The organism is Peribacillus sp. NPDC097264 (assembly GCF_050277925.1).
Taxonomy (GTDB): domain Bacteria; phylum Bacillota; class Bacilli; order Bacillales; family DSM-1321; genus Peribacillus.
This window is the reverse complement of record NZ_JBNNSR010000002.1, coordinates 198,279-220,975: the sequence shown is the minus strand read 5'-3', so window position 1 is coordinate 220,975 and position 22,697 is coordinate 198,279. Positions and strand designations below refer to the sequence as shown.

At 38.0% G+C, this 22,697-nt stretch carries 20 protein-coding genes and 1 pseudogene; 16 read left to right on the top strand and 5 right to left on the bottom strand.

Going from position 1 to position 22,697, the window contains the following annotated elements; genetic code table 11:
- Nucleotides 1-121: 121 nt before the first annotated feature.
- Nucleotides 122-1,303, bottom strand: coding sequence for an NAD(P)/FAD-dependent oxidoreductase (locus ACQKL0_RS03715; protein ID WP_402875257.1), 1,182 nt, complete (start codon nt 1,301-1,303; stop codon nt 122-124).
- A 43-nt stretch (nt 1,304-1,346) separates the two neighbouring features.
- Nucleotides 1,347-1,790, bottom strand: a complete 444-nt coding sequence (locus tag ACQKL0_RS03710) for a DUF1641 domain-containing protein (RefSeq protein ID WP_402875259.1) — start codon at nt 1,788-1,790, stop codon at nt 1,347-1,349.
- A gap of 1,156 nt (nt 1,791-2,946) precedes the next feature.
- On the opposite strand from ACQKL0_RS03710, the gene ACQKL0_RS03705 reads away from it, so the two are divergent.
- The 8 genes from ACQKL0_RS03705 to spoVK all read left to right on the top strand — a co-directional run bounded on the left by ACQKL0_RS03705 (nt 2,947) and on the right by spoVK (nt 12,590).
- Nucleotides 2,947-4,563, top strand: coding sequence for a thiamine pyrophosphate-binding protein (locus ACQKL0_RS03705; RefSeq protein WP_427686354.1), 1,617 nt, complete (start codon nt 2,947-2,949; stop codon nt 4,561-4,563).
- A 273-nt stretch (nt 4,564-4,836) separates the two neighbouring features.
- Complete coding sequence (locus ACQKL0_RS03700; RefSeq protein ID WP_427686352.1) at nt 4,837-6,597, top strand: SulP family inorganic anion transporter; 1,761 nt, start codon at nt 4,837-4,839, stop codon at nt 6,595-6,597.
- Nucleotides 6,598-6,621: 24 nt separating this feature from the next.
- Complete coding sequence (locus tag ACQKL0_RS03695) at nt 6,622-6,972, top strand: ArsR/SmtB family transcription factor (protein ID WP_402875268.1); 351 nt, start codon at nt 6,622-6,624, stop codon at nt 6,970-6,972.
- A gap of 411 nt (nt 6,973-7,383) precedes the next feature.
- Nucleotides 7,384-7,839 (top strand): SMI1/KNR4 family protein, encoded by a 456-nt coding sequence (locus ACQKL0_RS03690; RefSeq protein WP_402875271.1) that lies wholly within the window; start codon nt 7,384-7,386, stop codon nt 7,837-7,839.
- Nucleotides 7,840-8,457: 618 nt separating this feature from the next.
- Nucleotides 8,458-9,768, top strand: coding sequence for a sensor histidine kinase (locus ACQKL0_RS03685; RefSeq protein ID WP_407406269.1), 1,311 nt, complete (start codon nt 8,458-8,460; stop codon nt 9,766-9,768).
- Nucleotides 9,769-10,041: 273 nt separating this feature from the next.
- Nucleotides 10,042-11,025 (top strand): tRNA (adenosine(37)-N6)-dimethylallyltransferase MiaA, encoded by a 984-nt coding sequence (miaA, locus tag ACQKL0_RS03680; RefSeq protein WP_427686350.1) that lies wholly within the window; start codon nt 10,042-10,044, stop codon nt 11,023-11,025.
- 3 nt (nt 11,026-11,028) lie between these two features.
- A complete protein-coding gene (gene hfq / locus ACQKL0_RS03675; protein ID WP_034313436.1) occupies nt 11,029-11,262 on the top strand; it encodes an RNA chaperone Hfq in 234 nt (77 codons plus the stop codon).
- A 371-nt stretch (nt 11,263-11,633) separates the two neighbouring features.
- Nucleotides 11,634-12,590 carry a stage V sporulation protein K gene (spoVK, locus tag ACQKL0_RS03670; protein WP_402875280.1) on the top strand — a complete coding sequence of 319 codons (957 nt, stop codon included), beginning with the start codon at nt 11,634-11,636 and terminating at the stop codon, nt 12,588-12,590.
- 42 nt (nt 12,591-12,632) lie between these two features.
- On the opposite strand, the gene ACQKL0_RS03665 is transcribed toward spoVK, so the two are convergent.
- Nucleotides 12,633-13,241 (bottom strand): trimeric intracellular cation channel family protein, encoded by a 609-nt coding sequence (locus ACQKL0_RS03665; RefSeq protein ID WP_402875283.1) that lies wholly within the window; start codon nt 13,239-13,241, stop codon nt 12,633-12,635.
- A gap of 163 nt (nt 13,242-13,404) precedes the next feature.
- On the opposite strand from ACQKL0_RS03665, the gene hflX reads away from it, so the two are divergent.
- From hflX to ACQKL0_RS03635, 6 genes and pseudogenes are all read left to right on the top strand, one after another.
- On the top strand, nt 13,405-14,658 hold the full coding sequence (gene hflX / locus ACQKL0_RS03660; protein WP_427686348.1) for a GTPase HflX: 1,254 nt from the start codon (nt 13,405-13,407) through the stop codon (nt 14,656-14,658).
- A 13-nt stretch (nt 14,659-14,671) separates the two neighbouring features.
- Complete coding sequence (locus ACQKL0_RS03655) at nt 14,672-15,940, top strand: aminotransferase class I/II-fold pyridoxal phosphate-dependent enzyme (protein ID WP_427686346.1); 1,269 nt, start codon at nt 14,672-14,674, stop codon at nt 15,938-15,940.
- A gap of 210 nt (nt 15,941-16,150) precedes the next feature.
- The gene (locus ACQKL0_RS03650) at nt 16,151-16,555 is read left to right on the top strand and encodes a MerR family transcriptional regulator (RefSeq protein ID WP_402875291.1); all 405 of its coding nucleotides are present in this window, start codon (nt 16,151-16,153) and stop codon (nt 16,553-16,555) included.
- Nucleotides 16,556-16,592: 37 nt separating this feature from the next.
- Nucleotides 16,593-17,927 carry a type I glutamate--ammonia ligase gene (gene glnA, locus ACQKL0_RS03645; protein WP_402875294.1) on the top strand — a complete coding sequence of 445 codons (1,335 nt, stop codon included), beginning with the start codon at nt 16,593-16,595 and terminating at the stop codon, nt 17,925-17,927.
- 672 nt (nt 17,928-18,599) lie between these two features.
- A pseudogene (locus ACQKL0_RS03640) lies at nt 18,600-19,144 on the top strand (GNAT family N-acetyltransferase).
- 340 nt (nt 19,145-19,484) lie between these two features.
- A complete protein-coding gene (locus ACQKL0_RS03635; RefSeq protein WP_403123111.1) occupies nt 19,485-19,931 on the top strand; it encodes a hypothetical protein in 447 nt (148 codons plus the stop codon).
- A gap of 311 nt (nt 19,932-20,242) precedes the next feature.
- Here ACQKL0_RS03635 and ACQKL0_RS03630 read toward each other — a convergent pair whose 3' ends face one another.
- Nucleotides 20,243-20,620 (bottom strand): PH domain-containing protein, encoded by a 378-nt coding sequence (locus ACQKL0_RS03630; protein WP_427686344.1) that lies wholly within the window; start codon nt 20,618-20,620, stop codon nt 20,243-20,245.
- Between the two features lie 370 nt (nt 20,621-20,990).
- Between ACQKL0_RS03630 and ACQKL0_RS03625 the strand changes: the two genes are divergently transcribed.
- Both ACQKL0_RS03625 and ACQKL0_RS03620 read left to right on the top strand, forming a co-directional pair.
- Entirely contained in the window at nt 20,991-21,257 is a 267-nt protein-coding gene (locus ACQKL0_RS03625; RefSeq protein WP_427686342.1) for a CotD family spore coat protein, read from the top strand.
- Nucleotides 21,258-21,495: 238 nt separating this feature from the next.
- Nucleotides 21,496-22,188 (top strand): N-acetylmuramoyl-L-alanine amidase, encoded by a 693-nt coding sequence (locus tag ACQKL0_RS03620; protein WP_427686340.1) that lies wholly within the window; start codon nt 21,496-21,498, stop codon nt 22,186-22,188.
- Between the two features lie 226 nt (nt 22,189-22,414).
- On the opposite strand, the gene ACQKL0_RS03615 is transcribed toward ACQKL0_RS03620, so the two are convergent.
- Entirely contained in the window at nt 22,415-22,690 is a 276-nt protein-coding gene (locus tag ACQKL0_RS03615; RefSeq protein ID WP_402956403.1) for a YqhV family protein, read from the bottom strand.
- Between the last annotated feature and the right edge of the window lie 7 nt (nt 22,691-22,697).

The following is a 22,697-nucleotide window of genomic DNA, read 5'->3' as shown; positions in this document are numbered from 1 at the left end:
CGTCAATAGATTCCTAATCTATCAATTGGTGGAATTGAAAAATCCAGTTTCCGTCTAAGGACAGAAACTGGATTTTTCTCAGCGTCTACTTATTTACAAATGATTAAGTTCAGTGTTGAACTTAATAGACCAAATTGTAAAGCGCTTTGATATGAGTAAGATAACGGATGTTACTAGCTTCCTTCATTAAAGTGGCAGGTAAGCCTTTAAGTTCAGTGTTGTTAGCCCCAACTGTTGCTACACCATCTTTACGACCTAAGCTGGCAAGTGTTCCAGAATTGATAGGTGCGAATTTTTCTAGTGTTTTACCTTCAAATGCTGCATATAGGTTGTAACCGACTAGTTCGCCCATTTGCCAAGCGTTTTGTGCTGTTGGTGCGTATGGACGTCCACCTTCTGGAGGGAAGGCAACGGCACTATCGCCAACAACGAATACGTCATTATGAGACTTGGATTGAAGATATTCATTGACAGTTGCTTTACCACGGTCCACTTCAAGACCTGATTCCCCAACGATAGGAAGAGCAGCGACCCCACCAGTCCAAACAAGTGTATTAGCCGTGATGGTTTGTCCATCTTTCAATTCGATAACATTGCCTTTGACACCTGTTACAGGAAGGCTAGTTAAGAATTCGACCCCACGTTTTTGTAGACTTGTCATTGCGCGTTCAATTAATGAATCCGGTAATACAGGAAGAATCTTTGGACCAGCCTCGATAAGCTTGATTTTCAAGTCTTTGTAGTCTACGCCAAATTGTTTTGCAATTTTAGGGAAATGATCTACGATTTCACCGATTAATTCAACGCCAGTTAATCCACCGCCGCCGATTACAATCGTTGCGTCCGCTTCATTTTTCGTAATGGAATATTCACGAATGCGATCTTCGATATGTTTGTAAACTTTGTTTGCATCATGTACAGATTTTAATACCATGCTGTTTTCTTCAAGTCCTGGAATGCCGAAGAATCCTGTTTGGCTTCCTAAAGCAACAACTAAAGCATCGTAAGTTAGAGTAGAACCATTAGCAAGTTTAACTTGTTTTTTATCCACTGAGAAAGATTCAGCTTTGGAAATGACAAGGTCGATGTCTTTTCCTTTGAAAAGTTTTTCTAACGGAATGGCAACAGCTTGTTCAGAAACTGATCCTCCTGCTAGACGATGAAGTTCTGTGATAATTTGGTGTGTTGGGTATTGGTTAACCACTGTAACTTGTGCTTCATCTTTATTTAAGTATTTTCGAACCGTTAATGCAGATAGTAATCCGCCGTATCCTGCACCTAAGATGACGATATGTTTTGACATTTGTTAATCCCCCGTCCTAACTGGTTGAATGATAATAATAGAATTAGTTTTGGTTCTTACGTTCTGCAGAGATTTCAAGGAACGCACTTGCGAAACGGAAAAGTTTTTGCGCTTGTGGATCTTTCATCATACGTAGTAAACCGAAAAGACCAATGACTTCCGTACTTTCTTCAGCCCGGTCCTTTGCTTCGATTGCATTGGCAGCAAGGCCCTTTACAGAAGATACAACTGGTGTTGCCATTTCTGAAATAGCACTGACTGTATCATTTTTCAATACTTCATCAGTTGCAACAGATTGAGCAAAATCATATGACTTTGTCAAAATATTAACCAATTCCGTTAATTTTGGTAATTGTTCTACTAAATTATTCAGTGATTGTTGAACCTCAGGGTTTAAAAGTTGATCTAGGATATCTCTTTGTTCCTGGCTTGCAGAGATATTAAGTGTTTCGTTTTCAGGTTTTGATTTTGAGACTACATCTGCCATATCTATTTCCCCTTTGCGTTGAACTTAATTTGCTAATTAGGATGCAAAGTCACATTACTATCGAAGTCAGAAACTATAACTTTGAAAATCTCTTTAAAAAGTTATCGCTACTAGAGGCCCATACTGATATGTAGTTCCTTTGATAGAACCTATTAACTTACTGAACTCACGTGTCTCTATCCTAACACTCCTAATCATACGTCTACCGACTGTTAATTTCAAATAGTTTTTTACAATATGAATATAACTTAAAGTTATTATTTATGTTCGTGTAAGCCAGGGAACATTTTTCGTGGTATCATCGGGAAACTTGAATATCTTCTATATTCTCCATTTTTATGGTTTTTTTGAGAATTCACCTTAGAAATAGGCTTCATTCCTATAAAATACCTATAATTTTCTTACTTTTTTGTGTTTCTTTTAGTTTTTACGAATAAACTCTCTAAAATCAGGGTATAAGATATTACTTGTATTGGAGATGATGCCTTTGATCAAACGTCGATTATTAAAAGTTCATGGAGAAATGATTCAGATTTCCTCCAGATATTCTAAAAAGCATAACAAATGGAATTGTACGGCCAAACTTCCCAATAGTTCGCTTATCGCATATTGTCGAGATAAAAACAGGATACGTGCAGAAACTGTGTCCATGAGTAGGTTAATAATTACTTATGATGATTATAAAATCATATAATCAGGATGAACGTACTTTATAAATAGTAAAAGGGCACTCAATCATTTTTTTGATTGGGTGCCCTGGCCTGCCCTTTTAATTAACGCTTTATCTTGAAATTCCTTAAATGTTCATTCCCATCATGAAAGGATGTTTGTTTTTCCATACATAAAAAGCGGGGATCACTGGAGTAAGGATACATGGCTATCTTTCATATATCATCATATTAATAATCTCATGCATTATCAGTATCCTTTTTTTAAAAGAATATTTTGTATGTTGCTATAGTGATATACGTAATTGAAAGATGATTAGAAATCCATACAAGTAGAAAAGCTATCTGTTAATGCTCAGATGGCTTTTTTAATAGAACTAACTATAAAAAAATAAAATTCAATACATTTGTTTAAAAGAAAGGAGATTAGTGTAAAAAATAATAGGACAAATTAACGCAAGTAATAAAAACGAGAGGGTTGAAGGATTTTGGAACATTCTAAGAATACAGTTGCCGAGTTAATCATTCAACAATTACAACTCATGAATGTGAAAAGAATTTATGGAGTGGTGGGAGATACGATAATTGGACTGATTGATGCACTGGCGAATCAAGAAAATATTAAATTCATTGCTGTTAAGCATGAATCGGTAGCCGCTTTAATGGCTTCGGCGGAGGCCAAGTTAACAGGGGGATTGGGTGTGTGTACCGCGACCATGGGACCTGGGGTCACTAATTTGCTTAATGGACTTGGTGATGCCTATTCCGATAAAGCACCGGTGTTGGCCATAACAGGGCAGGCTCCAAGTGATAAAATAGGAACGGATTTTCAACAATATGTGAATCAACAGGAACTTGTGAAGCCGTTTGCTTCTTATAGTGTAAATTTGACCAGCCCGGATGCCATTATTGAAGTGATGCACAAAGCGGCCCAAAAATCGCTTGGCCAGAGAGGGGTTACTCACCTTTCCATACCAAAGGATTTTTTCGATAAAAAAACGGAAGTGCGGCCAAGGCGTTTACCTTTACTTGTTAAAAGTACTTCCTCGCTGGAAGAAGAAAGCAAGAATCGGATTCTTGAGGTAATGAAAACAGCGAGACAACCTATGATACTGGCTGGAGCCGGTGCCCGTGGTGCTTCAGAAGCGATTGAGATGCTTGCGGATACGTGGGGTGCTGCCATTCTTACTAGCCTTGGGGGTAAGGGCGCTTTCGAGGCAAACTCTCCAAATCTTTTACAGGGCATCGGGGAAGGCGGCAATCCATATGCGAAGAGCGCCTTCCTGGAGGCTGACGTCGTATTGCTTGCCGGTGTTACTTGGTGGCCCGAAGGATATGTGCCAACCGATGCGAAGATTATACAGATAGACAGTAATTTTGACAAGATCGAAAAAAGCATACCCGTAGAAATCGGTATTAAAGGTAATACTGAAGAGGTTATTCCTCAATTGAATCTTGGATTAAAAGGGCACAACAAGAATGATGAGTGGGTCGGTCGTTGCCGGGAAGTGAAAGAATTATGGTCAGCGCAATTGGAACAGGAAGGCAATAGCGAAGGTTCTCCTATACACCCAGCAAGGATTATTCGAGCGATTGAAAGGACGATAGATCCAGATGCGATCCTGGCAATCGATACTGGGGATGTAACTGTTTGGACGAATAGAATCTTGCGCCAACAAAACCAAAGGGTTCTATTTTCAGGATATTGGAGAACGATGGGGTTTGGTCTTCCAGCTGCAATGGCTGCCAAATTAGCCGAACCGGAAAAACAAGTAGTAGCCGTTGTCGGTGACGGAGGCCTTCAGATGACACTTGCTGACTTACTGACAGCCAAACGATACGGCATTAAGATTACCATCATCGTACTCAATAATGAATCACTACAAATGGAACGGGATAAAATTAAAGCTGAGGGAGGGGATGAAGTGGGCGTGGGTCTGACAAATCCTGATTTCGTAAAGGTAGCAGAAGCCTGTGGATGGAAGGGTGTGCATGTCGAAGAGGATAACTCCTTGGAAGCATCCATCACAGAAGCTTTGCAGTCAGAGTTACCCGCTTTAGTCGATATCCGTACAGCTCAAATCTTTTTCCCTGAAACAGAATGAAAGGACAATTACGTACAGGGAAAATATATAGTGGAAGGAAGTTAGTAAAAAGAGGCATTTGACCAATGGGTTAAGTGCTTCTTTTTTTGCCAAATATATATAGAAAGGACCCATTAAAAGGTACTGTATCAAAAATAAATGATTCACGCTTCCTACTGAATTACCCCCTTCTTTAAAATGACCTTTGACAAAAAGAAGAGAAAGGGTTAAATTCTAATAATCGTATATTCAAATAATCAGATATACAAAAATAAAAAAAGGAAGTGCTTTTTTATGAAGCGAAATTGGCTTATTGATGGAAGATACAAAGATTATTCTCTTCAATCTTTACAAAAAGATTTTATAGCTGGACTCGTAGTCGGTGTAATTGCCATTCCATTAGGCATGGCATTTGCTATAGCTTCAGGTGTAAAACCTGAATATGGGATATACACGACAATCATTGCCGGAGTATTGATTTCCCTATTAGGGGGTTCGAAATTTCAAATAGGTGGGCCAACAGGTGCGTTTATCCCGATTTTATTTGGGATTGTAATGACATATGGGTTTGAAAACTTATTAATTGCTGGATTTTTAGCAGGAATCATCCTAACCTTAATGGGGATTTTTAAATTAGGCTCATTAATTAAGTTTATTCCCAAACCTGTAACGATTGGGTTTACCGCTGGGATTGCTGTCATCATATTTGTGGGCCAGGTTCCGAACTTTCTGGGATTGTCTGGTGTGGAGAAACACGAAGAATTCATTAATAATGTAAAGGAAATATTCATGCATATTCAAAGCATGAACATGTACAGCGTATTAACCGCAGGTATTTGTTTAATGGCTGTTTTAGGCACACCTAGGTTCTTTCCAAAGATTCCAGGGCCACTAATCGGCATTATCTGTTCGACATTGGTTGCCACTTTCTTATTTCCGGGTCAAGTAGCAACGATTGGTTCAACATATGGGGAAATTCCAAATAATTTGCCACAGTTCAAATTTCCTGAGATTACTTTAGATCGCATTCAACTTTTAATTCGACCCGCGCTTGTCATAGCCATGCTAGGAGCAATAGAATCATTATTATCAGCAGTCGTGGCAGACGGGATGTCCGGTAGTAAGCATAATAGTAATAAGGAATTGATTGGTCAAGGCGTTGCTAATATAATTACGCCTCTATTCGGTGGAATCCCAGCGACAGGTGCAATCGCAAGAACGGCTACCAATATTAAAAACGGGGCTGTTTCCCCGGTATCCGGTGTGGTTCATGGCATAGTCGTCCTCTTGGTTTTAGTGCTGTTTGCACCGTACGCCTCAAAGGTGCCGTTGGCAAGTATGGCTCCGATATTGATGGTGGTTGCTTGGAATATGAGTGAGAGGCATCTTTTCTTTAATATGGTCAAAATCAAAACGACAGATTCACTCATTCTAGTTATAACATTCTTATTGACGGTATTTGAAAATTTAACCAGTGCCGTAGAAGTGGGGCTTATTTTAGCCGTCCTTTTATTTATAAAACGAATGAGTGATACAATAGTAACTGAAAAAGTATTGCCTAATCCCAATAATAAACATCAACAGGTTGATAGCCGAGTAGTTACATCTACGCATGATTGTCCACAGATTAGTATATATAATGTGGAAGGGCCCCTCTTTTTCGGTGCAGCCCAAACTTTTGAACAGTCTATTATTGGGACAACCCATTCCAAACCAAAGGTACTGCTTTTAAGAATGGGACAAGTCCCATTGTTGGATACCACTGGTGAGTCTTATCTTTCTAACATCGTTCATCATTTTTCTAAACACGGTCTCGTTTTGATTTCTGGAATCAAACCACAACCTAAAACGCTTCTGATCAAAACTGGCTTATATGAAGTAATTGGGAAAGATCATTTTTTTGATCATACAGGAGTAGCGATTGATTACGCTCTTGAACAGTTAAATAGGAATAAGTGTCTTGGCTGCAAGCACTTTGCCTTTAGAGAATGTTCGGCTTTATCAGGGGATCTCACCAAAGGTATTGAGGAAAGAAGACGGGCCTTTTCCAGTTAATTAAATTGAAGAGGAGAATTATCATTGAATCTTGAGATGCAACAATTTAAAGCGGAGTTTTTTAAGGCACTTGCACATCCCTTGAGAATAAAAATTCTCGAGTTATTGTCAGAAGGAGATAAAAACGTAAATGAAATCCAAAATCTCATTGGTAGTGAAGGATCCGCAGTTTCCCAGCAGCTAACCGTTTTACGAGCGAAAAATATTGTCGTAGGAACGAAAGATGGAAATCGCGTGGTCTATTCACTAAGAGACCCCATGATTGTGGAACTTCTTTCAATAGCACGTCAAATATTTAATAATCACTTGGTAGATACGATTTCAATGCTAGATAAAATAAGTGAAAATGAGGAAAAGAATAGAAATAAGTTGTAACTGAGGCTGGGGGATGTTGACATAGCAACGTAAAGATGAACTATGTCAACACCTTTATTTTTCCTTTTTATTTGCAGAAAATACTGAAAAAAACAAACGAAATTATGTTAATATATTTTAAGAAAGTGGTATAGGATAAATATGGGGAATAATAATTATAGTGAAGTTTTCTTTTACAAGCAAGGAAATTTGACGAAAACGTACTATTTCCCCAAGAATTATGAAAGTCTACATGGTATAGTACAATTATAATTAGATATTGTTATTTATTGTAAAACGAGATAGTAAAGGGACTATTGAAAGACAACTGCAATCAACATATATCCTCGGAGTTATCCCCTGATTACATTTAAGTTTAGGCATATAGGTGGCTAATGTAGTTTTTTATTAAAACGAACTGGAGTTGATAGGATGAGGAAAATCACTGGATACGGCAAAGCAACACAGGAAGCGGTCAATAACTTTGAGAGGTATGTCGGTTTCGAGATTCCGGCTGATTATAAACATTTCCTCCTTGAATATAACGGAGGGACCACTACCGTTCAAAATGGTAAGTTTTATGTAGAGGCATTGGACACACTTGTATCGTTAGACGTGTTATATGGGTTGGATATCGATAGTGAACAGCTTGATTTACAAAAGTTGCATGAAAATAATAAAGATGGTTTACATACAAATTGCATTATAATCGGCAACGATACCTGTGCAGGAAAAATCCTGTTGATAAACAATGATGAAGAACAAGGAATCTTCTTTTGGGATCAGGGGTGGTACGCAGATCCCTCCAGTCAGGATGAAAATATTTATAAAGTGGCAGAAAGTTTCAAATCCTTTATCGAGGGACTAAAAATCCCTGAGGAAATTTAATGGTGTAAAGTCACTCCTTGATTGGTTAAAAACCAGTCAAGGTTTTTTATCGTGACTGACAATTCCATTCTGCATGCTTTAAGCAATTCATGGCAGAAAATCAATCTTTAGTAGAAAATCGAACAGGTCATTTAAGTGCTTCTCGTGGACTTGCGGGGAGTGATCCTCTTGATTTTATTGTCTTGTAAATGATTTCATCTATTGAAACTTCAACAAATTTCTACGGGGTGTTATAGTACGTAAAGGTTTGAAAAAAATGAAATCAATTAATAAAGCATGATAGCCGAAAAAAGGGGCTGTCCCAAAAGGTGTAATTACCCCGTAATTGAATAAATAGTAAAAGGCAGAAACGTTGATTTAACAACATTTCCGCCTCTTTGTTTTTGCGAAATTACTGGAATAAGGACTTATTAGACAGCCCCTTTCACACTTGTTGAAGTCTAGAAAAAGGAATATTTAGAACGTTGTGTCATTATCTTATTTATTCATTTTGTGATTAAATATACCTATGATAATCGATATAAAATAAGTTTACTATATTCCTTTCTCTGTAATTATAGTAAAATTATAGTATAATATCCGATTTTCAACTTCAAGAGATGGGGTATATAGAATTTTATGAAAAATAAAAAGGTAAAAGCATTCATTATAATGATATTCCTATTGTTACTTGGATTTGTCCTACTTAATATGTTTACTTCTTATTTAAATATCAAAAATACTGTTCAAAGGTCTGTGGCCAATCAAAATCTCTTGGTTGCTAAGTCTGTTGCTAGTACGTTGGATATAGAAGCCTATAAACGCTTTCTTAAAAACCCAGTAAAGAGCCAAGAATATGAGGATATTAAAGCCTATTTAGAGAATGTCCGTGAAAATGTTGGCGTTGTACACATCTATACTTTAAAAGTGGAAAACCCCCAAGAGTCAAGGACCATGATTGCAGGTCTCCCAGAAAACGTTAAAAGAGAACCTGAAATTGGGGAACTATGCACGGTCCCCGAACGCCAGGTCAGACAGGCCTATAAGGGAGAAAACTTCATCACGGATATTCTGGATGACCCCATATATGGGAAGTATATGACTGTAGGAGTTCCCATAAAGGATAAGGAAGGCTCCGTAATAGGTTTTTTAGGAGTGGATGCGAGTGCTGAAGATATTCACGCAATAAGCGATGAGGTTATCAATAGCAGCATTTTTAATCTGATTTATTCGGGCGCTTTTGTCATTATCCTGGCCATTGCTTTTACAATCATGCAAAGATGGTATCGAAAAGAGTTGATACGAGAGGTAGGGGATACTGAGGATACGTACAGGGCGGAGTTTCAATCTCTTATGGCATCTGTTCGTTCCCTAAGGCATGACTTCTCCAATCACATTCAGGTCGTACACGGTCTTTTAAAACTTGGAGAAAAAGATAAAGCATTAGAATACTTAACAGGTCTCTCTAAGGAGATCCATACCATAGAATCCATGGAAATGAACGTTACACACCCTGGGTTATCGGTGCTGTTGGAAACGAAAAGGCTGTCTGCCCAAAACTATAATATTGATATAAGCCTTGATATTTCTCCAGATTCTTTCGATACGATTAAGACGATAGATTTAATTAAATTGTTATCAAATATAATAGATAATGCCATAGAAGCTACGATTGAAATACCTGAGCAAGAGCGGCGTATGAATATCATTTGTAAAAAGGATAAAGGAAAATATACATTCACCGTTACGAATTCAGGACAGATGATTAGTAGGGGGGACCTGGAAAAGATTTATATAAGTGGATTTTCCACTAAAAAGAAAGAAAAAGGAAAAGAGCGTGGTCAAGGTCTGTTTATCGTTAAGGATCTAGTAAGAAGATATAACGGTGAGATATCAGTAGATTCGAATGAAGTAGAAACGACTGTAACGGTCTTAATACCTGTGGAATGAAGTTTTTACAAAGAGACCGCCCAAAATGTGAGATGCTTTATTTTGTTAGGGATGTTTAGGGGCATGAACCCGTTTATGGGATCATGCCTTTAGTCATGTGGATTTACAGACAGTACTCCAAGCGTTGAACCAGAACCTTCGCTAACTTGTTAGGAGATATATTCGCCGATGTGAATAAATGAGTGAGGAATGGATATAATGGTTAGATGTTTAACTGCTTTTGTGGCGTTTTGTGATAAGATAAAAAAAAATCATATAAGGCAGTGAATAAAGTTGACACAACAAAAAGGAAAACTTCTAGTCATTATTGGACCGACGGCAGTAGGCAAGACGAAACTGAGCATTGAGTTGGCCAAGCGATTTAATGGAGAAATAATTAGTGGGGATTCCATGCAGGTTTATAAGGGAATGGATATTGGAACTGCAAAGATCACAAGAGAAGAGATGGAAGGCATTCCCCATTATCTACTTGATATAAAGGGGCCGGATGAACCATTCAGTGCAGCTGAGTTTCAGAAGCAGGCAAATGCTTGCATTGAGGATATTCAGGGCAGGGGCAAACTCCCTATCATAGTAGGAGGCACGGGTTTATATATTCAATCGGTAATCTATGATTATCATTTCTCTGAAGCGCCATCCGATCCTCTATATAGGGAACAGCTCGAAAAACAAGTCAACGAAGCAGGAATCGATCCTGTTTTTGACCAATTGCGGAGTGTGGACCCAGAAAGTGCTAAAAGAATACACCCTAATAATGTAAGAAGGGTGATTCGTGCACTTGAGATTTACCACTGTACAGGAAAAACAATGAGTGAGCAGATGAATCAACAACCCACGGAAATGAAATATGATACATGCATAATAGGACTGACAATGGATCGGGACAAGTTATATGAACGTATTGACCAACGAGTTGATGGAATGGTGGAAGCCGGATTGATTGAAGAGGTACAATCTTTTTATGATCAAGGATTGAGGGATTGCCAATCGATACAGGCAATTGGTTACAAAGAGATATACGACTACTTTGAAGACCGGGCTTCGGTGGAAGAAGCGATCGATTCTTTGAAGCAAAACTCACGCCGATATGCAAAACGTCAATTGACCTGGTTCCGAAATAAAATGGATGTAATCTGGTTTAATATGACGGACATCGAAGGGTTTACAAAAAAAATAAATGAAATATCTGGATTTGTAGCAGGAAAGCTTTTCAAAGAAGGCGAATACATAAATTTAGAGAGAAAAGAGGAGGACTAAATCATGAAGCAATCCGTAAATATTCAAGACCAATTTCTTAATCAATTACGAAAAGATGGGACGTATGTGACGGTTTTCTTATTAAATGGTTTCCAAATCAGGGGCCAGGTTAAAGGGTTTGATAATTTCACTGTGTTATTCGAATCCGAAGGTAAGCAGCAATTGGTATACAAACATGCTATATCCACATTCGCTCCACAGCGTAATGTTCAAATTGATTACGAAGTGAAGGAATAACCATATACATGATAGCAAAATGACAGGCGGCCCACAGGGCGGCCTGTTTTTTTGTGCTAAGAGCTTGTATCTTTTTCAAGGATTCGATTATTTTACTTGTTCGTTTTGAATATATATATATGGAAGGAAGAATCATTTCTCGGGAAAGCGCAGGAAATGACAAATGAATGAAAGAAATGATGAATAGGAGATAAATTGTCGAAAGCCCCTTTATAGACAAGAAAGCTAACTGAAAAACCCAATATTTACAAAAGTAAATTAGACGGAGATATTGGCGAAGGGAAAACATATAATGACCCGAAAGGTCCGTGTGTGTTCATGTTAAATGAATGGTTTAAAAGTTTAGGGTCCAAGATGGAGAGGTGAAGACATTGGAACAACCGATCCGTATGAAAAATAACGGGCAAATCAATATCGTTTTTAATGCGGAAAATAGAAAATCACTACAGAAAGATTTGCCGGTCAAAGAAGTGTTGGTCCAAGAAATTCCCCAACAACATGTGGCTTTGAAGGAAATAGAAGACGAACTGAAGGCACTGGTTGGAATGGATGAGATGAAACGCATGATAAAGGAAATATACGCTTGGATTTACATAAACAAACAACGTGAGACCAGAGGGCTGAAGACTGGTCAGCAAGCACTTCACATGATGTTTAAAGGGAATCCAGGAACAGGTAAGACTACCGTTGCCCGATTGATTGGTAAGTTGTTTCAAAAGATGAATGTCCTTTCTAAAGGGCATTTGATTGAAGCGGAACGCGCCGATTTGGTCGGTGAATATATTGGTCATACAGCCCAAAAAACACGTGATCTGATTAAAAAGGCAATAGGTGGCATATTATTTATCGATGAGGCCTACTCTTTGGGAAGAGGTGGAGAGAAGGATTTTGGCAAAGAAGCGATAGATACGCTTGTCAAGCATATGGAAGATCGCCAACACGAATTCATCTTAATCTTAGCAGGTTATTCTCGTGAAATGGACTATTTCCTAAGTCTTAATCCAGGGCTTTATTCGAGGTTTCCACTAGTCGTCGATTTTCCGGACTATACAATCGATCAGTTAATGGAGATAGCTGGCCTCATGTTGCAAGAGCGTGAATATATTATGAGCCGGGATGCCGAAAGGAAGTTAAAGGAACATTTAATTGTATTACGTTCCGATCGTGGCGTGGTATCGTTTTCTAATGGCCGTTATATCCGGAACGTACTTGAAAAATCGATAAGGGCGCAGGCCATGCGCCTATTAATAGAAGATACGTTTGAAAAGGTCGACCTGCTTACACTGACCAGTCAAGATCTCGTTTTCGAGGATGATGAGAAGGAGTGACAACAGAAAGGCCCGCCATTAAACGTGGCTGGCCTTTCGCATTTATATTTTCGGGACCCATTTTTTATTAGGAAGGTGCCAATTGTAGGTGTAAGATAGCACGCGGAATAAAGTGACGAAAATAAAGAGTGTGTATAAATGCCATGCTTGTGAGAAAAGTCCACTGCCTAGAGCCAAACCTGCGATGATTGCCCAAACGGCATAGATTTCTTTTCTAAAGACTAACGGTTTTCTCCCGGCAAGTACATCCCTGATTATTCCCCCACCACAACCGGTTAGTGCCGCGGACACGATAATGGCGCTAATTGGATGATTTAGTTCCACTGCATACATGGCACCTTGGATAGCAAACGCAGAGAGTCCAATGGCATCACTGAAGTTTCCCCATCTGTCCCAATGCCTTGATAGATTGGTAGGGAAAAGAAAAACGATGGTGATTGAGACCAGGGCGACGGTGAAATAGAGGCTTTGATCCCAAAGCGCAGATACAGGCACGCCGATTAAAAGGTTTCGAATCGCGCCTCCCCCGAAAGCCGTAACAATTCCTAAAATATATACTCCTAAAATATCATACTCTTCTTCCATTGCAATGATGGTTCCGCTTATGGCAAATGCAATTGTACCAATGAAGGTTAATACTTCCCACGTCATATCCTTTTCCCTCTATGTCATTTCAGATTTATGGTAAAGCCAAACTTGATTTTAGCATGTTACGGGTGATATTAATATGGTTACTGGCCCTGTTTTTAGGAAAATTTTATATGTGGCCATTTATTTGGTATGATGGATGAAAATTGTTTAGGTGGTGTGTGAATTGGAACAGGCAATAAGAGAAACCGCTGTATTGATTGGTTGTCAAACAACAGAGGATGAGGAGCATTTCCGCTATTCACTGGACGAGCTGGCGTCGTTAGCTAAGACAGCAAATGGCGAGGTATTGATGACCATTACACAAAAAAGAGAACGGGTTCATCCGTCTACATATATAGGCAAAGGGAAAATAGAAGAACTACAAAACCTGGAAGCAGAATTGGAGCCTGATTTATTCATTTTCAATGATGAATTATCACCGAGTCAAATCCGGAACCTTTCTAAATTCCTCGAGGCGAGGGTGATTGACAGGACTCAGCTTATACTGGACATTTTTGCTCAGCGAGCCAGGTCGAGGGAAGGTAAGCTCCAGGTGGAACTTGCCCAGCTCCAATATTTAATGCCCCGTTTAGCCGGGCAGGGTACAGCCATGTCCAGATTAGGAGGCGGAATCGGTACGCGGGGACCGGGAGAGACGAAGCTCGAAAGTGACCGCCGTCACATTCGTGGGAAAATTGACGAAATCAAGCAACAACTAAGTGGAATCGTGAAGCACCGTGAGAGGTATCGTGAAAGGAGAAAAAGAAATAAGGCCTTTCAGGTTGCTCTGGTTGGTTACACGAACGCTGGTAAATCAACCTTGTTCAATCGTTTGACAGAAGCAGATTCTTTTGAAGAAAACCTGTTGTTCGCCACTCTCGATCCAATGACGCGAAAAGCGATTCTTCCTAGCGGCTTTACTGTACTAATGACCGATACGGTCGGTTTCATTCAGGATTTGCCGACTTCCCTGATTGCAGCCTTTCGCTCGACATTAGAGGAAGTGAAGGAAGCGGACTTGTTGCTCCACGTTGTCGATTCGTCTAGCTCGGATTATTTTAATCATGAGAAAACGGTTCACAACCTATTAAATGACTTAGATGTCTCTTCCATTCCCCAGCTAACGTTGTATAATAAGAAGGATAGGGTTCACGTCGACTTTTTAAGGTCTTCCAGTAATGATTCGTTATTAATCAGTGCCTATGACCAAAAAGACCTGGAAACAATCATGGAAGAAATTGAAAAGTACGTCATTGAGAAAATGATACCGTATAATGTTTTCTTACCTTCCAGTGAGGGTAAACTACTATCACAGCTGAAAAATGAAACCATTTTGCGCACTCTCTCCTTTAATGAAGAATCGGAAAGATATGAATGCAAAGGTTTTTGTCTAGCTGATCATTCAATAATTGGACAGCTAGAGAAATACTCATTATAAAAGGGGAATTTGGATGTATCAGCAATTAAAGCATGGAGAAGTCTTAAAAACAATCGCCCAAGAAGTCGAAGCGATGATTTTTCCATTACATAAGCAAGTAGATGAAAGAATCGAGACCAATCAATTTCGCGTATTGCAAAGCTATCAGAAGCACCGTGTGAGTGATTCGCATTTTAACCCAACAACAGGATATGGATATGATGATATCGGACGTGATACGCTCGAATTAATATATGCCGATGTTTTTGGTGCGGAAGCAGGACTGGTTCGTGCTCAAATCATTTCAGGTACACACGCCATATCCACTGCCTTATTTGGGATTTTACGTCCAGGCGATGAATTGCTATACATAACTGGAAAACCATACGATACATTAGAAGAAATTGTCGGGATCAGGGGTTCTGGAATTGGGTCCTTACGCGATTTTCAAATAGGTTATGATGCGGTACCGTTAATGGAATCGGGAAGTGTGGATTTTGAAGCCGTCAGACATGCGATCAATCCGAAAACGAAAATGATAGGCATCCAACGCTCAAAGGGCTATGCGACTCGTCCTTCCTTTACAATCGATGAAATAAAGGAAATGATTTCTTTCGTCAAGGAAATCAATCCAGAAATCGTTGTTTTCGTGGATAATTGCTACGGCGAATTTGTGGAAACGGAAGAGCCTTGTCATGTCGGGGCAGATCTTATGGCGGGTTCTCTAATTAAAAATCCAGGTGGCGGAATTGTGAAGACTGGCGGATACATTGTCGGTAAAAAAGATTTAGTTGAAGCGTGTTCCTATCGTTTGACGTCCCCAGGTATTGGAGCGGAGGCAGGGGCTTCACTATATAGCCTACAGGAAATGTACCAAGGATTCTTCCTTGCGCCACATGTCGTCGGGCAAGCGATAAAAGGTGCGATGTTCACAGCAGCCTTTTTAGAAAAAATCGGGATGAATACATACCCTCGTTGGGATGCAAAACGTACCGATTTAATTCAGTCTGTCCAATTCGATGATAAAGATAAAATGGTAGCTTTTTGCCAGGCAATTCAATATGCATCCCCAATTAATTCACATGTTACTCCATACCCTGCTTATATGCCAGGGTATGAAGATGATGTAATCATGGCTGCAGGAACATTCATCCAAGGAGCTAGCATTGAACTGACGGCAGATGGACCGACAAGGCCTCCTTATGTTGCCTATGTTCAAGGTGGCTTAACATATGCCCATGTCAAAATGGCTGTATTGACCGCGGTGAACTCGTTAATGGAGAAAGAATTGATACATTTGTAACGTGAGATGGTAGCCGTTAGTTTAAGAAATACACTTCGTGAGAACCCAGCATGTCTGGATTCTCATGAAGAAAAATAGTCATAATATTCAATGGGTTACAAATCATTCAATTTTTATGAATAATTTATGTCATAAAAGGTAACATGAACTTGACATATTAAATACCATATACTATGATTATATCAAGATAAACAAAGGAGGATGCAAAGAATGAGCGGCAACAACATTCGGCGTTCTATGCCTCTTTTTTCCATCGGAATTGTGATGCAGCTGACTGATTTGTCTGCACGTCAAATTCGATATTACGAAGAGCATCAATTAATTACTCCTATGAGAACAGACGGAAACCGGCGCGTTTTTTCTTTAAACGATATTGATAGACTCCTTGAGATTAAAGACTTGATCGAACAAGGCGTCAATCTCGCTGGCATTAAGAAGATATTTACTGTAAAAGAACAAAATTTACCGAAATCACAAGATCTTGAACAGGCGGAGAAAATAAGACGTGACTTAAGTGATGACGAACTGCGTAAGCTTTTACGAGCAGAGCTTCTCCAAGGCACTAGAAATCGCACATCTCTCCGACAAGGTGATATGTCGCGTTTTTTCAAATGAAATATCAATATGAACTATTATTTAGGGGGAATTGAAAATGGCAAAGTTTACACGTGAAGATATTACTCGTTTAGCAAAAGAAGAAAATGTAAAGTACATTCGTTTACAATTCACTGATATCCTAGGAACAATCAAAAATGTAGAAATTCCAGTTAGTCAATTGGAAAAAGCACTTGATAATAAAATGATGTTTGACGGATCTTCCATTGAAGGTTTCGTACGCATCGAAGAATCAGATATGTATTTGTACCCTGATTTAGATACATGGGTGGTTTTCCCTTGGACATCAGAAAAAGGTAAAGTTGCTCGTCTGATTTGCGATATCTACAATACAGATGGAACACCTTTTGATGGGGACCCTCGTGCTAACCTAAAACGAATTCTCGCTGAAGCAAGAGAAATGGGCTTCACGAACTTTAACTTAGGACCTGAACCTGAATTTTTCTTATTCAAACTAGATGCTCAAGGCGAACCAACTCTAGAATTAAATGATAAAGGTGGATACTTTGACCTTGCACCTACTGACTTAGGGGAAAACTGCCGTCGCGATATCGTTCTTGAACTGGAAGAAATGGGCTTTGAAATTGAAGCATCGCATCACGAAGTTGCCCCAGGACAACACGAAATCGATTGGAAATATGCAGACGCTGTATCAGCTTGTGATAACATCCAAACATTCAAATTGGTCGTTAAAACGATTGCCCGTAAACATGGTTTACATGCAACGTTCATGCCAAAACCATTGTTCGGTGTGAATGGTTCAGGTATGCACTGTAACGTATCTCTATTTAAGGGAAGCGAAAATGCTTTCTACGATAAAGAAGGTAAATTAGAATTAAGCAAAACAGCTGAACAATTTATCGCGGGTATCATCAAACATGCACCAAACTTTACAGCGGTAACTAACCCAACTGTTAACTCATACAAACGTTTAGTACCTGGTTATGAAGCACCTTGCTATGTTGCTTGGTCCGCTAAAAACCGTAGCCCATTAATCCGTATCCCGGCTTCACGTGGAGTAAGTACTCGTGTTGAGGTACGTAGTGTCGATCCAGCAGCAAACCCATACCTTGCACTTGCGGTCATCCTAAAAGCGGGTCTAGACGGAATCGCAAATAACCTGACTCCTCCAGCTCCAGTGGACCGTAACATCTATGTCATGAACAAAGAAGAACGTGAAGCGGAAGGCATCATCGATCTTCCATCTACTTTATACGCGGCATTAGAAACATTAAAAGCGGATAAAGTCATCAAGGATGCTCTAGGTGACCATTTACTTGAACACTTCATCGAAGCAAAAGAAATCGAGTGGGATATGTTCCGCACGCAAGTTCACCCTTGGGAACGCGAACAATATATGAGCACGTATTAATTCTTTGAACCCTTGACGCTCTAAGCGTTGAGGGTTTTTATTTTGTGGGTGAATACTTTATATTTATGTTTACTTTTTAAATACACAAAACACCCACACTCACGACAAAACTTTGTTTATATATGCACCGAAATTGTTCACTTAACCTTTAGCCCTACTACATCAGTATTCACTATCAATTTTATGTCGCAGTTCAACTCTCAACTTATAAGTTGAGAGTTGAACTTTAATCTTAGTGAAAGATGTTATTCGTTTTTTCTTCGGTGATGCCGATAATAGGGGTTTATTTTAACTATATTATTTTTCCTTCTATTCAACTAACCGAGCAGGATAGGTAAATAAGAATAGGAGGAAAAAAGGATAATAAATAGAATATCAATATCAATCATATAAGCAAGAAAGGTAGATTAGGCTCAATATTTCAACTCTATTTTTAAGATCGCCCCTCATTTTTATAACATTAAAGAAAATATAAAATGTGCAATTGATGAACATGTAACCTTAACAAATGGGGATTAAGCAAATATTTACTCAAACAAACCTTGGAATTGCTTTGTTATTCTGTTAAAGGGCGCTTATCTGTAATTATGATAAACACCTTTGTTGAAAAAAATGATTAAGTCCTTAACAGTAATTTCAAATAATTGGTATTAAGTTTAAGGAGGCTCTAGAGTGCTTAACTTAGAGATTAGAAGGCCAAGAACTGAGGATATAAAAGAGTTAAATCAATTTTTTAGAACAGTAATAACTGATATATTTATTAAAGAAGGTATAGGGGATAAGCTAGAGGACATAGAAAACGAAATTGAAGCTAAGAAAACCTACTTAGAAAGTGACTTGGAAAGTAATGGTGAAAAACGATTTTTTCTGATTGCTTTAGATGGAGATAAAATAATCGGTACAATTGAATACGGTGCAGCAAGCGATCTTATAAGTAAATGTACAGATAATGCTTTAAAAAATTAAACGAGGTGGGTACAGTATTTGAGGATCCTGACTACCAAAGGAAGGGTATAGGTAATTTACTATTAAATAAAATATATTTGACGCTGCATAATAAGGGTATAGAAGAATTTTGTTTAGATAGTGGATATATAAGTGCACAAAAAATCTGGAAAAAGAAATATGGAGATCCTGATTATTTCTTAGAGAATTATTGGGACGAATGCTATCATCACATGATTTGGAGACTCATGGTCGATGATTTATTAAAATAACCTACCTCCTTTTATTGTTTTCTTTTCAGTATTTTATGGAACTTTTATTAGACTAAATAAGCTATAAGAAGCTGTTTGGTTATTCCATAAAAGGGCGCTTTAATGGCACAACTGAACTTCTATTTTATCTGACGGGCTTTATTTTATTTATATTAACTTTGATACTTTCTAAGTATGTTTCACACGACTCCTTATAAAGTAAAGTTAAAATTAAGTGTCATCATGAATTAAAAAGGTCAAGTAAGTTTAGGATGAAAGGGATTGTATGAATAAATCACATTTTACTTTACCTTTATTGTTATAATTACCTATATAGATAATAAAAAGGAAGTGAGCTCAAATGGATAATGCTAAGTACATAGAAGTGGTTTTTGAGAATTGTGAATCAATTGTCATTCCAACAGAGCGTGTTTTAGGTCTAACATATGCTGAACTAACACCTTTAAAGGATGATCATGCCTTAGAAAATTCTTATCATAGCAGCCGTATAGATTTAGAAATTTCATATACGCACCAAACAGAACTTGAATACTCCCCAACGGATAATGATGATCTTCTTGGTGCATATATTAATAATCCTACAAGTAATAAGGTGGAAGACAGACCTAATATTCTAGGGCGATTATTTAATTACCATGACATTATGTATATCCAACTATTAGATACAGATGAAAAGCCCCTAAAAAATATTTATGTACCTTGGTACGAAGAGGATCAATATGATAATCGCTATATGAAGATACTTAAAGAAGAAGGCTCATTTACAATTGAAATTAAACCTGAATAGATATGTAAGCAATTTGTTCTAGATGCTATACAATAAGTAATGATTTACGTGCATATATTACTTATTGTATACATCATAATGAATAAATTACATATTATATCCGAAAAAACCGTTTTTTTAACGGGAGGTGCAAAGGGTGAACAAGCATAAAGCCCGAGAGACCAGGGTTGTATACAGTTCGGCAATTTTCTATTGGTTATCATCTGAAAGCTGGTGTTAATTTCACTGATATTAAATATTACTTTCTTCCATATAAGAGTCCCCAAAACAAGCCTTTGTTCTTTCAACTATGCTAATCAATATTCGTTGAATTACCCACAGACTGCAGCTAATAATTTTTGAATATCATAAATACTTTTATCTTTTTTGAATTGTTTCGATACAGCTGGTGTTTGTGCACCTGAAATCCATATTTTTAATTCTGCGTCTAAATCAAAGTGTCCAGCAGTTTCTACGCTGAAATGGGAAATGCTTTTAAAAGGTATGGAATGGTATTCTACCTTTTTGCCAGTAATTCCTTGCTTATCCACTAATATAAGGCGTTTGTCTGTAAATACAATCAAATCTCTTATTAATTTAAACGCAGCATCTACGTCCTCACCATTCGTTAGAATCTGTTCTAGTTCTTTTGATGCTTCATCTTTACTTATCGTTGAGGCATTACCGATTAATCCATCTAAGAATCCCATGCTATTTCCTCCTTAAAACTTGGTTTTACTCTAAAAATCCGTGTTTAATTTTTGACTTATATTTAAAATAGGTAAAAAAACCTAAATAAATAGTAGCACTATTGAATTAGTATTGTAAGCGGGCAATTTTGGTCATTTTATCTTTAATTGGCAGTGTTGTTGAGGGGAACCGTATAACTTCCTTTATTCTTGTATTACTTTGATTATAAATACAAATGATCTATTTCTGACTAGTAATGACTCATTCAGTGGTTTCATTTATATTATCCTGACCAATATAAAAATTAGTGTATTCGTTTAGTACAAGTTATCACCTTACTTCATAAGCTACACTGTAAGTACTAAAACTAATTAAAGGTGGGATTTTATAATGAGTTGTAATTGTAGAAAGTGCCGTGAACAAAGGGAAGAAGTGATTACTAGCCCAACTGAAACGGTTGTTAATACCAGAGTGAATCGGCGGGTAGTGAAGCATATACACCCTACTGAAGTTATCAATGTAAATAGAACCATTGTAAGAAATGAACATTATTATCCTGTAAGGGAACGGGAAGTATATGAAACAGTGGAAGAAAGTTTCAACTGCGGAAGCAATGTTAATAACTCTAATCGTTGCAGACCGTTTTGGAATAGATAATTAACATGTAGGGCACTCATCAGAAATGAGTGCCTTTTCCCTTTTCAAGAAGTAGTAAGCTTTCAAAGAGTAAATCATACTATTATGTAATAATAATTTTTAGGCTGTCATTCTAATATGGGCCACCCCTGTATTATTCAAGTTCTTTAGTCGTGTATCACTGCTTTGAGAGTAATCAAATGACAGATGTACAAGCATTTATAGGGGTTATACATATAATTAATAGGAGGTGATAATTATGGTGAAAATATATATTGATCCAGGTCACGGGGGGAAAGATTCAGGCACTGTAGGAAATGGATTGAAAGAAAAAGATCTTACATTAAAAATTGCTAAAAGAATCAGGGAGTTACTTGCACGGTATAAGAATGTATCGACAAAGATGAGTCGTACAGGAGACACCTTCCCGTCCTTATCGGCACGGACAAACGAAGCGAACGCCTGGGGAGCTGATTTCTTTTTGTCCATCCATATTAATGCCGGTGGTGGACAAGGATATGAAGATTATATTTATACATCCACTAATCAGGTTACTAAAAAGTACCAGGATAATATCCACACTGAAATCCTGAAACTTGTGGATTTGAAAGATCGTGGACAAAAAACAGGAAATTTACATGTGCTTCGGGAATCCACTATGCCTGCTTTATTGACTGAAAATGGCTTCATTGATAATGTTTCTGATGCCTCTAAGTTGAAAAAGAGTGCTTTTATTGAAAATTTGGCTCAAGGACATGTCAATGGAATCGTTAAATCATTCAATTTGAAAAGGAAAGAGGAGGTACCAAGTAACACTCACACGATTGTAAAGGGTGATACTCTTTATAGCATTGCCATAAAATATGGAACAAGTGTGTCTAAACTTTTAGCTCTGAACCCTAAGGTTAAACCCAATTACCTTGAAATCGGTCAAAAACTGCGAGTGAAATGATAGCTCTGGATGGTGAATGAAACATTATCAAGTACTTCGAGATACCACACTACACACCATATCTAATCCCTTCTCTTATTGAGATTAAAGAAGTTGATTAAGTGAATTGTAGAAATGGCTGTCACATATGTAGATAATCTGAAAATATCGTTGGTGAAATCAAAAAGGTGCCGAAATGTTTTATCTTGGGCAATCCCATTTATTGAGAATGGTTGTTTTATGCTTATTATTCGCTTTTTATTCCAATAAATATAATGGTCACTCCTATAAAGATGCATGAAACTTTAAAGAGGGAAAGCTTTTCGGTCATCCCGAATAAGCCAACAGCTGTTGTACTAATAAGTATTATAGGTCCAACAAGTGCGAGGGAACTATTCACAACCAACGCTTTTTCGATATCATTAAGTCTTAACATGAGTATAGCTGCGAATATTTCTATACTTCCCGAAAGCAAACGAAGTAAACCCATTATAAGAACGGCTTTTTCAAAAGCTATAAACATGATTTTC

Bases quoted from the DNA above. Each gene is read 5' to 3' on its own strand.
- ACQKL0_RS03710 (WP_402875259.1), bottom strand. From the start codon at position 1,790: ATGGCAGATGTAGTCTCAAAATCAAAACCTGAAAACGAAACACTTAAT.
- ACQKL0_RS03635 (WP_403123111.1), top strand. From the start codon at position 19,485: ATGGATAATGCTAAGTACATAGAAGTGGTTTTTGAGAATTGTGAATCA.
- ACQKL0_RS03655 (WP_427686346.1), top strand. From the start codon at position 14,672: ATGTATCAGCAATTAAAGCATGGAGAAGTCTTAAAAACAATCGCCCAA.
- ACQKL0_RS03650 (WP_402875291.1), top strand. From the start codon at position 16,151: ATGAGCGGCAACAACATTCGGCGTTCTATGCCTCTTTTTTCCATCGGA.
- hfq (WP_034313436.1), top strand. From the start codon at position 11,029: ATGAAGCAATCCGTAAATATTCAAGACCAATTTCTTAATCAATTACGA.
- ACQKL0_RS03620 (WP_427686340.1), top strand. From the start codon at position 21,496: ATGGTGAAAATATATATTGATCCAGGTCACGGGGGGAAAGATTCAGGC.
- ACQKL0_RS03700 (WP_427686352.1), top strand. From the start codon at position 4,837: ATGAAGCGAAATTGGCTTATTGATGGAAGATACAAAGATTATTCTCTT.
- ACQKL0_RS03665 (WP_402875283.1), bottom strand. From the start codon at position 13,241: ATGACGTGGGAAGTATTAACCTTCATTGGTACAATTGCATTTGCCATA.
- ACQKL0_RS03715 (WP_402875257.1), bottom strand. From the start codon at position 1,303: ATGTCAAAACATATCGTCATCTTAGGTGCAGGATACGGCGGATTACTA.
- glnA (WP_402875294.1), top strand. From the start codon at position 16,593: ATGGCAAAGTTTACACGTGAAGATATTACTCGTTTAGCAAAAGAAGAA.
- ACQKL0_RS03690 (WP_402875271.1), top strand. From the start codon at position 7,384: ATGAGGAAAATCACTGGATACGGCAAAGCAACACAGGAAGCGGTCAAT.
- ACQKL0_RS03685 (WP_407406269.1), top strand. From the start codon at position 8,458: ATGAAAAATAAAAAGGTAAAAGCATTCATTATAATGATATTCCTATTG.
- ACQKL0_RS03630 (WP_427686344.1), bottom strand. From the start codon at position 20,620: ATGGGATTCTTAGATGGATTAATCGGTAATGCCTCAACGATAAGTAAA.
- ACQKL0_RS03615 (WP_402956403.1), bottom strand. From the start codon at position 22,690: ATGTTTATAGCTTTTGAAAAAGCCGTTCTTATAATGGGTTTACTTCGT.
- ACQKL0_RS03625 (WP_427686342.1), top strand. From the start codon at position 20,991: ATGAGTTGTAATTGTAGAAAGTGCCGTGAACAAAGGGAAGAAGTGATT.